The organism is Ignavibacteriota bacterium (assembly GCA_016713565.1).
GTDB lineage: Bacteria > Bacteroidota > Ignavibacteria > Ignavibacteriales > Melioribacteraceae.
The window spans coordinates 1,443,376-1,457,931 of record JADJOX010000007.1; the positions used below are offsets into that span (position 1 = coordinate 1,443,376).

15 protein-coding genes are annotated in these 14,556 nt (G+C 32.5%); 2 read left to right on the forward strand and 13 right to left on the reverse strand.

Annotated elements, in window-relative coordinates; genetic code table 11:
* Positions 1–12: 12 nt before the first annotated feature.
* The 13 genes from IPK06_13665 to IPK06_13725 form a co-directional block, all read right to left on the reverse strand.
* Positions 13–177 (reverse strand): Arc family DNA binding domain-containing protein, encoded by a 165-nt coding sequence (locus IPK06_13665; protein MBK7981022.1) that lies wholly within the window; start codon positions 175–177, stop codon positions 13–15.
* 60 nt (positions 178–237) lie between these two features.
* Positions 238–1,125: an SPFH domain-containing protein gene (locus tag IPK06_13670; protein ID MBK7981023.1), complete on the reverse strand. Its 888-nt coding sequence runs from the start codon at positions 1,123–1,125 to the stop codon at positions 238–240.
* A gap of 237 nt (positions 1,126–1,362) precedes the next feature.
* Positions 1,363–1,818 (reverse strand): hypothetical protein, encoded by a 456-nt coding sequence (locus IPK06_13675; GenBank protein ID MBK7981024.1) that lies wholly within the window; start codon positions 1,816–1,818, stop codon positions 1,363–1,365.
* Positions 1,819–1,878: 60 nt separating this feature from the next.
* Positions 1,879–3,183 carry a metallophosphoesterase family protein gene (locus IPK06_13680; GenBank protein ID MBK7981025.1) on the reverse strand — a complete coding sequence of 435 codons (1,305 nt, stop codon included), beginning with the start codon at positions 3,181–3,183 and terminating at the stop codon, positions 1,879–1,881.
* Positions 3,184–3,261: 78 nt separating this feature from the next.
* Positions 3,262–4,026, reverse strand: coding sequence for a creatininase family protein (locus tag IPK06_13685; protein ID MBK7981026.1), 765 nt, complete (start codon positions 4,024–4,026; stop codon positions 3,262–3,264).
* Between the two features lie 29 nt (positions 4,027–4,055).
* On the reverse strand, positions 4,056–5,552 hold the full coding sequence (locus tag IPK06_13690; protein ID MBK7981027.1) for a TolB family protein: 1,497 nt from the start codon (positions 5,550–5,552) through the stop codon (positions 4,056–4,058).
* Positions 5,553–5,621: 69 nt separating this feature from the next.
* Positions 5,622–6,128 (reverse strand): N-acetyltransferase, encoded by a 507-nt coding sequence (locus tag IPK06_13695; GenBank protein ID MBK7981028.1) that lies wholly within the window; start codon positions 6,126–6,128, stop codon positions 5,622–5,624.
* Positions 6,129–6,175: 47 nt separating this feature from the next.
* Entirely contained in the window at positions 6,176–6,853 is a 678-nt protein-coding gene (locus tag IPK06_13700; GenBank protein ID MBK7981029.1) for a sulfite exporter TauE/SafE family protein, read from the reverse strand.
* Positions 6,854–7,016: 163 nt separating this feature from the next.
* On the reverse strand, positions 7,017–7,520 hold the full coding sequence (locus IPK06_13705) for a PaaI family thioesterase (protein ID MBK7981030.1): 504 nt from the start codon (positions 7,518–7,520) through the stop codon (positions 7,017–7,019).
* 110 nt (positions 7,521–7,630) lie between these two features.
* The gene (locus tag IPK06_13710) at positions 7,631–7,858 is read right to left on the reverse strand and encodes a ferredoxin (protein ID MBK7981031.1); all 228 of its coding nucleotides are present in this window, start codon (positions 7,856–7,858) and stop codon (positions 7,631–7,633) included.
* An 89-nt stretch (positions 7,859–7,947) separates the two neighbouring features.
* Positions 7,948–9,186 (reverse strand): U32 family peptidase, encoded by a 1,239-nt coding sequence (locus tag IPK06_13715; GenBank protein ID MBK7981032.1) that lies wholly within the window; start codon positions 9,184–9,186, stop codon positions 7,948–7,950.
* A gap of 199 nt (positions 9,187–9,385) precedes the next feature.
* Positions 9,386–10,306 (reverse strand): thiol-activated cytolysin family protein, encoded by a 921-nt coding sequence (locus tag IPK06_13720; GenBank protein MBK7981033.1) that lies wholly within the window; start codon positions 10,304–10,306, stop codon positions 9,386–9,388.
* Entirely contained in the window at positions 10,282–11,058 is a 777-nt protein-coding gene (locus tag IPK06_13725; protein MBK7981034.1) for a thiol-activated cytolysin family protein, read from the reverse strand. Before IPK06_13725 ends, IPK06_13720 begins: the two co-directional genes overlap by 25 nt.
* A 133-nt stretch (positions 11,059–11,191) precedes the next feature.
* On the opposite strand from IPK06_13725, the gene IPK06_13730 reads away from it, so the two are divergent.
* Positions 11,192–11,761, forward strand: coding sequence for a sigma-70 family RNA polymerase sigma factor (locus tag IPK06_13730; protein MBK7981035.1), 570 nt, complete (start codon positions 11,192–11,194; stop codon positions 11,759–11,761).
* Positions 11,762–11,769: 8 nt separating this feature from the next.
* Positions 11,770–14,544 (forward strand): serine/threonine protein kinase, encoded by a 2,775-nt coding sequence (locus IPK06_13735; GenBank protein ID MBK7981036.1) that lies wholly within the window; start codon positions 11,770–11,772, stop codon positions 14,542–14,544.
* Positions 14,545–14,556 lie beyond the last annotated feature (12 nt).

A 14,556-nucleotide genomic window follows, 5' to 3' on the forward strand; every position in this document is an offset into this window, starting at 1 on the left:
AACAAAAATACATTAATGATTCTCCTTTTTGTTTTCTCCGGTTCTCTTTTTCACGGCTTCACGCAGAACATACTCAATCTGTGCATTAAGACTTCTAATTTCATCTTTAGCCCAAACATTCAAATCATTCCACAGCTTTGGATCTATTCTTAATATTACTGCTTTTTTTTGCGCCATTAATTTTTACGTTTATAATTTGTATTTGTGAAAATCATATTTTTCTGCGTTCTATTGTTTCTAGTATAAACTTCCAGCATTAATAACCGGTTGAGTTGCCCTATCTGAACATAATACAACCATTAAATTGCTTACCATTGCTGCTTTTCTTTCTTCATCCAAATCAATTACATTTTGTTTTTTCAATCTTTCCAATGCCATTTCAACCATACTTACTGCGCCTTCAACAATTTTTTGTCTTGCCGCAATAATTGCTTCTGCCTGCTGACGCTGCAACATGGCTTGCGCAATTTCGGGAGAATATGCCAAATGATTTATTCTTGCTTCAAGAACCGTAACACCGGCAGCACTTACTCTATTATGAATTTCCTTTTGAAGATGTTCGGAAACTTCATCAATTGAGGAACGCAAACTAAGTTCATTACCCTCGGAATTATCATAAGGATATGATGTAGCCAAATGTCTGATTGCAGATTCCGATTGAACATGTACATAATTTAAATAATCATCAACTTCAAAAACTGCTTCTGCGGTATCAGTAACTTTCCAAACAACTACTGCTGAAATTTCAATAGGGTTTCCTTTTTGATCGTTTACTTTTAATTTTTCGCTGTTAAAATTTCTTACGCGTAAAGAGATTTTCTTTTTTGTGTAAAATGGATTAGCCCAGCGAAAACCAATAGTTTTTTCTGTTCCAACATATTTTCCAAATAAAATTAAAACTATTGCTTCATTAGGTTCAACGGTGAAAAATCCAAAAAATAAAAGAAAAGAAATTAGAAAAAGGATAATTCCCAAAGCTAAAACAAATCCTCCGCCATCCGTATGCCAACGAGATAACATAACAATTCCATAAATAAAAATTGCAATAGAAATTAACATAAATGCAACATTTGAAAATAATATTGTCCAGCCACTTTTTTGAGATTTTGTAATTTCTTTACTCATTTTTTTCCTCCAAAGAAAAAATAAATGTGATATTAAAATGATATCATTATGCTATATAATAAAAATTTTGAAAGTTGTCAACAGTAAAGTGAAAAATAAAAATGATTGATGTTTTATTTAATGGAAAGATCTTATATGCTTTAAAAATTTATTTAATGAAGTTATTGAAGATGGTAATATTTTAAATATAGAGTTAGAAAATCACTTTTGGCATATATAAAAATTAATATCCGCAATTTAGGATTTTTTAATAATTCGTCTTTCGATTTCTTGTAAAATTTTGCTTCTTGAAGAAACGCCGATTCTTACCAATTTCTTTTTGCTTTTAAAACTTAGCTCAACAGCTTCAAATCCTTGAATATTGTAAAGGATGCCGTTATTAAAATAATGAATTCCCCAACCAAGGTACCAAGGATTTTTAACCCTTTTTATTGTAGCGATATCTTCTATTAAAAACTTACTTTTAACAATTCCAATTCCAAACGAAACAACAATATACTTTTCTTCAATAGTGATCTTTAATTTGAAAAACATTAGAAAAACTAAAAGTATAATACCAACGGCAAATAATAGGGAGAAAACACCCAAAGGATTATCTCCTATTTTAAAAAGAAATAGCAATAAAATTAAGAACGTTACTAAAAGCAAAGATCCGTTCATAATCCAGCCGAATTGTTCTTCTACATATTTCATTTATTTACCATTTGGAACAAGTATAAATTAAATTTATGCATAAGATGAAACAAAGAAAAATCATTCTTTAGAATTATAATCCTTTTCCGGTGTTCCAGGGTTTTTATCAATCAGCAAATTTGGTTTATTTTTTTGTTTTACCAAATCAAATTCATCATAAACTTCTCCGGTAACGGTAATTGCTTTGTAATTTAATTTGTCGCCGTCAATGCTAATAATTTGGAACAACTGAGTGTTTTGACCGGCTCTGTCCATCCAGCGGTCATCCGTAAGTTTATACATTTTTGGACCGCTCACAGAAACGACATACATTGTGCCGCCATTATCCTTTAAGTTTACTCCGCTAGTTAAATTTCTGCCGCGCGCATAGGTGTGATCGTGGCCTTGTAAAGCAATATCAACTTTATATTTATCAAATATTGGTTTCCAAAGATCTCTTAATTCTTTATTGTCCCTTCCGCTTCCGCCGGAATATAATGGATGATGGTATGTGACAACAATCCATTTTTGTTTATTGTTTTGCAATAGATCATCAAGCCACTTCATTTGTTCTTCTTGCTTTTCATTTGAATTTAAACTTATTATTCTAACATTTTGATAATCTATAAAATAGTTTGACTCTTCTAAACCGACAACACCATTTTCTGGAAGTGTAAATTGGGGTTTCCAAAATTTACTTAAAAATCTGTTTCCGTTATCATCTTTGGCATATTCATGATTTCCGGGAGTTGGAATGGAAGGAACCATTGCATGAAGCCAATCGCCCGCGTCAAACCATTCTCTCCAGCCAGTATCGTCATTTGCTCTATTATTTAAATCACCCGCGTGCAGCATAAATTTAGCTTTTGGAGCTTCTGAATATGCCGAACGAATAGTGCGTGACCATAACGAAAGTAAATTATTTTGAGCATCTCCAAAGTAAATAAAGCTAAACGGTTCGGGACCTGACGAGGCAGTTTTAAAATGAAACCATTCACTCCAATGATCTTTGCAGCCGACTCTATAAGCGTATAAAGTGTTTTGGGTTAAGTTTTCAAAATTAAGCGCATGATAATATTTTAATCCGTGTTCGGTTGTCAAAGTATCTGTTATGGCTGTATATTTTACGGCAGTTTGAACAAAATCGGGTGAAGCATCTGCAATCGCAATTTCGGCAAAGCCCGAATCTATGCTTGCGTCTGTTCTCCATGTTACGGCTTGTGTCGTTGATGTATTGCCCTTCCATGTCAAGATTATATTTTCCGGCGCGCCGTTATTTGAAAACGAAACTAATGCATCTGTTCGGTTTGGTTTTTGTGCTAAAAGAATAAAGTTAAAAATAATAAAATATACTATGGTAAATTTAGTTTTATTTTTTATGCCCATCGATTGTTCTCGTAAAATTTACAATATTTGTGATTTGTGTAAGAAAATACAAAATTATTTTTTATGATACCTTATAATTTACTTTTCATACAGCTCATTTAAATCAACTTCCGAAAGTTCAATTAATGATTGAGCTATTTTTTGAGCTAGGTCATTTAAAAATTTCTTGCCCTTTTCAGCCGAGGCATTTTTTGGATTTCCAATTCCTGTATCATTTGTAGCTTTGTGCCATAATCTTGGAGCCCAAGCCCAACCGTCTTTAAATCCGGCAACTGTAAATTTATTCAACTTGCCTTCTCCGGCTTCTGTTAATGGTAAAACCAATTCCGGTTTGATTGCCATTAAATTACTTGTTTCCATTTCATCGGCATGTTCGCCAGGCTGACTAAAATATTTTGAATGATCTAAAATTTGAAACCAATTAATTTGACCGATAAAAACATCAGGAAAAATATTCTGCAGTTCTCTTATTGCCGGTTTAAAGTCATTTCCGCCATGACCATTTAGAATAATGAATTTTTGAATTTTGTGTTTTGAAAGAGAATCAACAATATCTTTAAGTATTGCAAATTGAGTTGATGGGTTAAAATTAATCGTAAGATTAATAGCGAGTTGTGAAGTATTTACACCATAAGATATTGCCGGCAAAACAATAACTTTAGCGCCTTTTTCATAAGCTATTTTAGCGGATTCCTCGGCAATGAATTCACTTTGAAAAACATCAGTGCAGTAGGGAAGATGATAATTATGCGCTTCGGTAGCTCCCCAAGGTAAAATTGCAACCATGTATTCAGATTCTTTAATTTCTTTCCAATTTAATTCACTTAAAATATATGGACGTATCGACATTTTTTCCTTCTATGTTTTTATTGTTAATTAATTTCTCTATAACTGATAAAAGCTATTTTTTTGCTATCGGGTGACCACGACGGCACATTTATCGTTCCTTGTCCGCCAAACAGTTTTGTTAAAATTTGAATTTCTCCGTTTTCTAAAGACATAATTCTAAGTATAACATCTTTATTCGCGGGGTGACCTTCTACGTTTCTCTCGTATGTTAGAAAAACAATATACTTTCCATCTGGAGATGGATGAGGAAACCAGTTATTAAAATCATCGTTTGTTATTTGTCTTTGATCACTTCCGTTTGAGTTCATTCTCCATATCTGCATTTTTCCTGTTCTAATGGAATTAAAATAAATATATTTTCCGTCGGGAGAAAATTCGGGACCGTCATCCAAACCATCAGTATTTGTTAATCTCACCTCATCTCCGCCGTTTACAGAAATTGAATAAACATCAAAATTACCACCGCGTTCAGCACAGTAAACTAATGTTTTTCCATCGGGCGACCAACCATGCCAATAGCTTGGCGAATTTGGTGTAATTAATTTTGGTGTTCCGCCTTCAACCGGTAATATATAAATCTGTGATTTGCCGTTATTGGTTTGATCGCTTATTACTATTTGTGAATTATCCGGAGATAAGCCATGATCGTTATTACAATTTACGGCAAAACCAGTATTGATTTTTTCAGACATACTTCCGTCAATTGGAATTTTATAAAGCAAGCCATTGCTGTTGTAAATAAAAAAATTACCGTCAAGAAACCAATTGGGTGCTTCAATGTGGTTTTCAGTACAGAAAATAACTTTTCTGTTTTTAGATTCAATATCAATGATTTCTAAAGAACTTTCTAACATTTTTTCTCCATTTTCATTGCTCAAAATTTCTTTTATCTCCACATTTGAAAAAACAGCGGTTTCAGATTTTGAATTATCGTGTGAGCAAACTCCTAATCCAACATAAAAAGGTTCTTCGATTTTAACCCGGCAACTTCCTCCGGCAGATCTAAGATCATTATTTTCATTTGCTGCAGTCATGTAAAAATAATCGCCAGCTTTTGTCAAAATAATTTTTTGTGGAGCCTTAAAGTTAGATTGAATTTCTTTTGTAAGAGAATTTTCATTTTCTCTGTATTGAAGCGAAGTCAATCCGTCACCGTGAATTACGGCGTCAACATAAACGGAACCGGGTGAAAGATTTTGACGAATAACAATACCGGCTTTTCTATGTGGGTTAACACCGTTTCCAATCCATGATATATCCGCTGAAATTGAAATGTTGCCGGAAACTTTTTTCCACACGTATTGAAATTCATCTTTATCAAACCACATATTCTCTCCTGAACCCGAAATAATATATTTGTTTTCAGTCGAGTTAAAAACGGTTGTACCTTTTAATGCCGTATTGCCGATGTCTGTGTTTAATTCAAAAAATCCGTATTGAGAATTTTTTTTACTTTGCGGAATTAATATTAGTTGTGGAAGGAATAGACAAATGAAAATTAATTGTAATGTTTTGTTCATTTAAAGCACCAAATAAAATTAGATAAAAATTATGATCTGAATTACTATTTATAAATGAATAAGAACAAATTAAATATGTTTTCCATAAATTAACTGACCGACATATTCATTATTTATTTCCGCGACTTTTGGAAGATAACCCCATTTTTCAAAATTAAACTTTTTTAAAATACTAATACTGGGTGAATTTATTTCTAATAGAAGCGCATATAAATTTTTTATACCATTTTTCCGAGATTCTTTAATGGCTCTTTTTATAAGGCGCAAAGCAATTCCTTTATTTCTAAAATTTATATCAATGTAATAACTAATTTCAGCCGTTATTTCCAAGGCTTTTCGTCCGGGTCGGTGAGGACTTACACTGCACCAGCCAATTACTTGACGATCTGATTCAGCAACAAAAAGCGGATATCTTTTTTGCTCGTGAAGTTTAAGCCAGTCAGCTCTTTGTTCTAACGTAACAGGTTCCGTATCGGCGGTTTTTCCACCTTCCAAAACCGCTTGGTTATAAATATCTATTATGCTTTGCCATTCTTTTGAATTTGCAATCCTTATTTTAATTTTATTTGCGTTCATTCTTAATATTACCGTTACACTATATGCATGATTTTTCAATATTATAATTACAGTAAAAATAAAGCCGATAAACTTGTGCTGATCAAAATAAAATATCTATAATATTTTTCTGAAAAATATTTAACTAAATGTATTCCAATAAAAACACCCAGTAATATAGAAGGAATTGCGATTAAATCGACTGTTAAAGTTTTTAATGAAATAGTATTCCAAATAAATAAATGGAAAGGGACTTTAATTACATTTATTATTAAAAAAAACCAAGCGGATGTGCCGATATAATTGTTTTTAGGCAAGCGCATGGAAAGAAGATATAGCGAAGCAATTGGTCCCGCGGCGTTTCCAATCATTGTCGCGAATCCCCCAGCCAAACCAAGTATTGCGGCAAACCACCAATTATCTAGCAGTTTTGTTGAAGGTTTATAAAAGTCTAATAAAAGCATTACAGCAATAGCTGTTAAAATTACAATTGCTAAAATATTTTTAAACTGAGCGTCATTAATTTCATTTCCAATTATTGCCGCTATAATTACCCCAACCAAAGCCCACGGAATTGATAAAATAATATATCGCCAGTTTGCGTGCCGATGATAATAATAAACCGCGAATAAATCGGCAAAAATTAACATGGGTAAAACAATTCCAACTGAAAGTTTCCCGCCGAATATTTGCGCCATTATTGGCACGAACATTAATCCCGCACCCGAAATGCCGGTTTTCGACATTCCGACAAATGATCCGCAAAGTAGAAATAGCAGCCAGAGATATGGAGTATTTAGGAAGTCGTGAATATATTCCAATACATACTCAAACTTAGATTAGAGAATAAAAAATCATTTAATAAATAATTCATGATACTGAAATAATATAAAAATTCTGATTATCACTTTACACTTCAATTTCTTCGGGATCTTTTTCGTCGGCTACATTAAACCACTGGTCAACCGTAAAATCTACATCGGTAATTTTACTTACATGCATTTTAAAGTATTTGCCATCAGCGGTAACGGCAACATCTCCGTTTGCCAAAACTATTCTGCCTTCACCCTCAAAAGTACGCGAAGTTTCATTTGTAATTTTACAAATCACTTTTAACTCTTCATTATATGGAACCGGCTTTTTAAATTTTACATTAAGCTCTAAAGTTACGCCCCACATATTTTCATCTTTCATTAAAATTGCGCGACCAATTGCTTCGTCTAAAATTGTTGAAGCGATTTCACCATGCAAACGACCCGGATAACTTTGATGAATACTTTTTGGAGTGAATGTAGCAACCAATTCTCCATTTTCCATTTCATAGAAATATGCTTTTAATCCAAGCTTGTTTTCCATACCGCAGACAAAGCACATTTTCGAATTGTTCTGTTTGTTAACAACTTTTTGTTTCATTATAATTTCTCAAAAAAAGCACAATATCTTCTTACCGAATGAAAAGTTAAATTATGAAATTGTTTTATTCAGGGTATGACCCAAAATGAAAATATCGACTAAATAAAAATTTACGCAATTGTAAACTTAATAATTTTTGCGGGACAATTCTTAGATGCGATTTCTAATTTGCGCAATTCTTCTTTTCCGAATTGAGCCGTAAAAATTCCTTTTTTTTCCTTTCCGCCGATAAGATTGCATTTTCCATCTTTCTTGGAAACCCGCCATCTGTCCGGATCGGCTTCTACACAGGCATTACAGCCAATACATTTATTTCTGAAATATGAAACGGTTATCATTTTTATTATAATCTTTTCCTTATTGTATAAGTTTTCCGCAATGCATTTAGGTAAACAAAATTGATTTTAAAAATCAATTATACAATAGTTTAACTTGCAACAACCTTATACAATCTATCGGAGGGTCTTATTGTTTCGTCAATTTTAATTGAGAAATTTATTCCTTGAGAAACCTCATCCACAATTCCGTCATCAACCCTAATTTCGTTAACGGTTGTTTCGATAACACCGGTTGTTGGTCCGGTAATAATAATTTTATCGCCCTTTTTAAGCGCATGAGCCTCTAGTAAAAATTCACCGACCTTAATTTTAGAAAAATATTTAACACCTTTTGCCACATATATTTTTTTTGTGGTTGCTTTGGAACCATATACATCACTCCACTCACCCATTTTTCTTCCGAGATAATATCCATCCCAAAATCCTCGGTTGTAAACCGTAGACAATCTTGTTTTCCAATTTTCAATTTTCTCTTTTGTATAGGTTCCTTCTAAAATGGAATCAACAGCTTCCCGGTAACATTTTACTGTTGTGTAAACATAATCAGCTGCGCGTCCTCGACCCTCAATTTTTAATACTTTCACTCCGGCATTTAAAACCTTATCGAGAAAATCTATTGTTGCCAGATCTTTCGCGCTCATTATATATTCATTATCAATGTCTAATTCAATTCCTTCTTCTTTATCAATAACCGTGTATTCTCTTCTGCAATTTTGAATACACGCTCCGCGGTTTGCCGAAGAGTTGTGTGAATGTAAACTTAAATAACATTTTCCGGAAACCGCCATACACAAAGCTCCATGAGCAAAAACTTCAACTTCTACCAAGTTGCCAGAAGGACCTTTAATTTCACGCCGTTCGATTTCGCTGGCAATAATTCCGACTTGCTGGAGACTTAATTCTCGAGCCATAACCATAACATCGGCATATTCCGAATAAAATTCTACGGTATCGATATTACTAATATTGCATTGCGTTGAAATATGTACGGGGTAATCAATTTTTTTCGCGTAATTCATTGCAGCATGATCAGAAACGATAACCGAATCAATTCCATTTTGTTTTGCGGCGTTAATAATGTTTTTCATCAAAGTTATGTCATGATCATACAAAGTTGTGTTTAGTGTAATGTATGATTTTATTTTATTATTCTTACATATTTCAGCAACTTTTGCCAAATCTTCAACCGTAAAATTTATAGATGACCGGGCGCGCATATTTAATTGTTCTACTCCAAAATAAATTGAGTCGCAACCGGCTTTTATTGCGGCGCTTAAAGCTTCCCAAGAACCAACGGGAGCCATTACTTCTATTTGATTATATAACATTGTTTTCTTTCTTTTGAATTTTGCTTTTCAAAAATAATTATTGACAGACAAAAAAGCCGATTCTTTTGCTTAAATCGGCTTAGTAAAAATAAGACAATTTGTTTATTTATGTAATGCAAAACTTTAACATCCAAATTGTAATCTAATTTTAATAAAGTAATATAAATTTATATTTATTCTTATTTCCATTAAAAAAAATCTAATAAATTGAAATGCTATAATCTAACTTTACTTGGCAATTATCGCTTCCCAACGTTATACTTTGTGAACTGGTTGAAGGCAATACTGCGCCGGTGCCGGCAACTCCCCATCCTCCGGAGGAATTGAATTCGTAAGTAGTAGCACCATATCTGCCATTCATTCTATCGTCAGAATAAACTACACCAAAAATGCTTTTATCTGTTTCTGTGCAAACAAACTTAATTGTAAATTTTTGACCGAGTGCTTTTTCCATTTTAATTTGATACGTTGCATTAATTGAATTTGCATACTCGCCGCTTACTAAAGTTTTGGCATAATGGTGCAAGTTACCACCACCTCTGTTTTGAATGTAAACGTCAAAATTAAACTCTCCGTCACCTTCAATGCCATCACAATCTTTAATGGGAGTAAATTTATTTAAGAAAATGTCAATTGTATTGTACTTTTGAGTTGTTACACATTCTTTCGCGGTATATTCTGTTGTATAACCTAATTTTGCCAATGAATTATCTTTTAAATAAAAAACCGAATAAGCAATTGGCACCCCAGGATTGCTTTTTGAATAAACCGCGTTTTCACCAGAGATTATACCTCGAACTTTGTCTAATATTGAACTTGCGCTACTTGAATTTGCTGAAGATATTGGTTCAGTTGCTACTGCGGCATTGCCTCCAATTGTAACCAAATCTATCGTGGACTGCTGTAAAATTTCATTATAAGTTGTAGTTAAACTTCCGTCAACCGAATAACCTGCCGCATATTTAAAAGCAGCCTCAACATCCGCAGAAGTATAAGCGCTTATCGCTTCCATCCTAAACATAATAATTCTGCCGTATGTAACAGATTTTATGTAAGCCGGAGCCGCGTCATTGTTAACTATATTTTTAACCCTGTCTAATGAAGCTTGTTCGCCAAACACTTTTTCTGGTGAAGCGGGGTATCAAAAATAACATCATAAAAAGCTTGTTTGAATACCGCCATTACTACTTTTTTGGATTCATCGCTATAATAATTAAACTGTGAACTTACGTTTCCCGAAGACCATTCTGCATTTAAATCAACATCTAAGGCTAATTGTTTTGAACTGTATGATGTACTTAAATGGAAAGAGGAATTTGCCGCATTTACATAACCATCAATATAGGCATTATTATTCCACCACCCAAGAGAAGAATCAATTGCTGCTTGAACATTCGATGCAGCCGGATTCGAAATTGTACGTATTCCATTGGCACCAATTCCAGGCAAATTTATACTAATAGTAATTGGCGCGCGTTCAATTCCAATTGGTTCTGGTACACCATCCATCAATGATTGATTTCCTTTAACCAACGCTCCAGCCCATACAATTCCGTTAGTGGGTCTTAGTATTGCAACTTGATCAAAATTCTTCTTCAAATTATAGGTGGTATTTTTACAAACCGTAGTATAATTTCCATCCGAAGTGGTTTCTGAAGAATCAGTAACTATATCTTTTTTAGATTCTTCACCTCCCGTATCCTGATAATTCAACATTTCTTCAGGATTATATGCTAATTTCGATATGTAATCTTGAATATCAGCAGCATTTTTTTCCGGATCTACATTTGTCGGTCCATCTTCAGCACATGATGAAGTTAAAAATAAGGTAATAATTAGTAAAGTTATTAAATATATTATTTTTGATTTCATTTTTCCCTCAATTGATTCGTTTTTAAAAACTTCTTATATTGTTTTTCATAATAAGATATTTCATCATATTTTTATCTTACATACCATATACGCAAGGAAAAACTACTAAAGTGATAATTTTTCTTATAAAAAAATGAATGATGTTAAAGAAATAACAGAAATGCTTATAAAAGTGACCAACGGAAATAAAGAAGCCGTTAATTCATTGCTTCCCGTTGTTTACAAAGAACTTAAGCAAATGGCTCAAAATCAATTAAGAAATGAGAGAAAGGGACACACTTTAAATGCAACGGCTTTGGTTCATGAAGCATATTTTAAATTAATTGATCAAAGAAAAGTACAATGGCAGAATAAAGCACATTTTTTTGGAATTGCATCTCAAGCAATGCGAAGGATTTTAATTAATTATGCAAACAGCAAGTCAGCGCAAAAAAGAGGGAGCGGAGCTGCAAATCTTACCTTAATTGATGGCGCGGAAGAAAAAGCAATAAACACAGAAGAACTTATTGATTTAGATAAAGCTTTACAAAAATTAGAGAATTTAAATGAGAGACAAAGTAAAATAATTGAATATTGGTTTTTTGTTGGTTTAACTCATGAAGAAATAGCGGAAATTATTGGTATGTCGCTTCCAACAGTTAGAAAAGATTGGAGATTGGCAAGAGCTTGGTTAAGCAGAGAATTAAAAAATAAATCCATCTAAAAATACCTATGAACGGCTTTTGGGAAAAGGTTGATAAACTATTTGCCTTAGCTATTGAACTTGAAGCTTCTAAAAGGTTAGAATTTCTAAAATCAAAATGCGGTGAGGATATAAAACTTCTAAATGAGATTCTGTCTCTTCTAAATGAAGAACAGACTATCCATCCATTGTTAAACAAAAAAGCAAGCGAATTTATAAATGTTGACGAAAAGTTAAATTTTGTCGGTCAGCAAATAGGTAATTATAAACTTGTTGAAGAAATTGCCAGTGGCGGAATGGGAACAGTGTTTCTTGCGGAAAGATGCGATGGAATTTTTGAACAAAAAGTTGCGCTAAAAATTATTAAACCCGGATTAAGTACAATTCCGATAATAAGAAGATTTCAACATGAACGGCAAATTTTAGCAAAATTGCAGCATCCGAATATTGCAAAACTTTTTGATGGCGGAGTAACAGAAGATAGAAGACCTTTTTTTACAATGGAATTTGTGGAAGGTGTTCCAATTGATGAGTTTTGCGATCAGAAAAAATTAAATATTAAACAACGGCTAAAACTTTTTATTAAGGTTTGTGAAACAGTTCAATACGCACATAATAATTTAGTTATCCATAGAGATTTAAAACCAAGCAATATACTTATCCAAAAAGACGGTTCGATAAAATTATTGGATTTTGGGATTTCAAAAGTATTAAGCGCCGAAAGCGCAAACATCGATTTGCCGACAATAACTCAAACGGAAATAAATTTATTAACACCCGAATATTCTTCTCCTGAGCAAATTAAAAACAGCAGTATTTCGGTCTCTACGGATGTTTATTCATTAGGTTTGATTTTATTTAAACTTCTAACAGGTAAAAACGCGCATGAGTTTAAGTCAAGAACATACAATGAATTTGAAAAAGTAATTTGTGAAACAACAATCGCAAAACCAAGTACGGTTTTGGTCAATTCGGCAAAAGCGATTTTTGAAAATCGTAATGCAAATGAAAAAAAATTAAGAAAGATCCTAAGTGGTGATTTAGAAAATATCTGTTTAATGGCATTACGCAAAGAACCGGAAAGAAGATATGCCTCGGTGGAAATGCTGGCTTACGATATTGAAAGATACTTAGACGATCTGCCGATTTTAGCAAGAAAAGAGTCGTTTACTTATATATCAAAAAAATTTTTAATTCGACATAAAGCCGCGGCAATTACTGCAATTTCATTGTTTTTTATTATTAACAGTGTGATTTTATTCTATACTATCCAATTAAAGGAAGAGAGAGATAAAGCAAATTTAGAAGCCATGAAATCTGAAAAAATAGCAACATTTCTTAAGGAATTATTTTTAGTTTCAGACCCCGATGAATCAAAAGGAGAAACAATAACCGCAAGGGAATTATTGGATGAAGGTGCGGCAAAATTAAGTGCAGGATTGGATGATGAATTGGTAATTAAATCTCAATTGCTAAATACAATTGGAAATGTGTATTCTAATTTAGGATTATATAATTCCGCAGAAGAAATTTTTAAAAAGTTAAAAGAAAATAAATTATTAAATAATGTTGATAAAGAAACATATATTGAAACATTAATAAGTTTAGGCAATGTTTATAGATATAAAGGGAATTTTAATTTAGCAGGAAGCCTTTTAAATCAAGCATTAAGAGAATGTATAAAAAATTTAAGCGACAACAATTCATTATTGGGAGAATGTTATTCAAGTTTAGGAGGCTATTATTATGAAATAGGAGATTTTAAAAAATCTTCCGAAAATTATTTTAAAGCCGAAAAAGCTATCAAATCAAATTTTGGTGAAGAAAATTCAAAATTTGCCGATTTACTAATTGGAAGGGCAAATCTAGAATTTGACGAAGGTAATTTAGATAAAAGTGACTCATTATATAGAAAAGCACTAAAAATTTGCATTGCAATAAATGGAGAAATTAATGCTAATACCGCAAATGCCGAAAACGGATTAGCAAGTGTGCTTAGACATAAAGGTGAATTTAAAGAAGCGGCGGTTTTTTATGAAAAAGCTTTACAAACCAGAATTAAAATCTTTGGAAACAACCATCCGGATGTAGCCCATACACTAAATCATCTGTCGCGGTTATATTATAATCAAGAACAATACAATAAGGCGGAACCATTAGCAAGAAAAGCATTGGAGATAAGAAAAAATTTATATGATGAGGACCATCCGGAAGTTTCAGCAAGCAAAAGTAGTTTAGCAGGAACACTAATGGGCTTAAATAAATTTAAGGAAGCTGAAAAATTATATAGAGCTGCATATAAATCTACAATCAAAAAATTAGGTGAGAATCATCCATATACACCGGCATTATTGGGCAATATTGGAATCGCTTTAATGAAACAACAAAAATATGATGAAGCAGAAAAAGATATTTTGCAATCAATAAAAATGCTAGAAAAAATTTCAAATATTAGAACATCTTATATTTCAACTCGAGTAGTAAATTTGGCGGAGCTATATAATAAAACAAAGAAATACGAATTATCAGAACAAATTCTTAGAAAAGAAATAAATAAAATTAAAAATAAAAAAACAGATGATAAGTGGTTAATTGGATTGGCTGAAAGTGAATTAGGCTTAAGTCTCTTCAAACAATCAAAAAATCTAGAAGCTGAAGGGTTTCTTATAAATGGTTATAACACTTTAAAAAAACTTAAAGGTGAAGAAAGTTCTATAACAAAAAACGCACTAAAAAAAATTATAGAATTTTATAAATCACTTGGAAGAAATGATAAGGTAAAATTCTACACTTCTTTAAATTAATTTATCAAATCA

Excerpts from the sequence above, each read along its gene's own strand:
- IPK06_13730 (MBK7981035.1), top strand. The coding sequence starts at position 11,192 with ATGAATGATGTTAAAGAAATAACAGAAATGCTTATAAAAGTGACCAAC.
- IPK06_13735 (MBK7981036.1), top strand. The coding sequence starts at position 11,770 with ATGAACGGCTTTTGGGAAAAGGTTGATAAACTATTTGCCTTAGCTATT.
- IPK06_13675 (MBK7981024.1), bottom strand. The coding sequence starts at position 1,818 with ATGAAATATGTAGAAGAACAATTCGGCTGGATTATGAACGGATCTTTG.
- IPK06_13670 (MBK7981023.1), bottom strand. The coding sequence starts at position 1,125 with ATGAGTAAAGAAATTACAAAATCTCAAAAAAGTGGCTGGACAATATTA.
- IPK06_13710 (MBK7981031.1), bottom strand. The coding sequence starts at position 7,858 with ATGATAACCGTTTCATATTTCAGAAATAAATGTATTGGCTGTAATGCC.
- IPK06_13715 (MBK7981032.1), bottom strand. The coding sequence starts at position 9,186 with ATGTTATATAATCAAATAGAAGTAATGGCTCCCGTTGGTTCTTGGGAA.
- IPK06_13725 (MBK7981034.1), bottom strand. The coding sequence starts at position 11,058 with ATGAAATCAAAAATAATATATTTAATAACTTTACTAATTATTACCTTA.
- IPK06_13700 (MBK7981029.1), bottom strand. The coding sequence starts at position 6,853 with ATGTCGAAAACCGGCATTTCGGGTGCGGGATTAATGTTCGTGCCAATA.
- IPK06_13665 (MBK7981022.1), bottom strand. The coding sequence starts at position 177 with ATGGCGCAAAAAAAAGCAGTAATATTAAGAATAGATCCAAAGCTGTGG.
- IPK06_13695 (MBK7981028.1), bottom strand. The coding sequence starts at position 6,128 with ATGAACGCAAATAAAATTAAAATAAGGATTGCAAATTCAAAAGAATGG.
- IPK06_13690 (MBK7981027.1), bottom strand. The coding sequence starts at position 5,552 with ATGAACAAAACATTACAATTAATTTTCATTTGTCTATTCCTTCCACAA.
- IPK06_13680 (MBK7981025.1), bottom strand. The coding sequence starts at position 3,183 with ATGGGCATAAAAAATAAAACTAAATTTACCATAGTATATTTTATTATT.
- IPK06_13705 (MBK7981030.1), bottom strand. The coding sequence starts at position 7,520 with ATGAAACAAAAAGTTGTTAACAAACAGAACAATTCGAAAATGTGCTTT.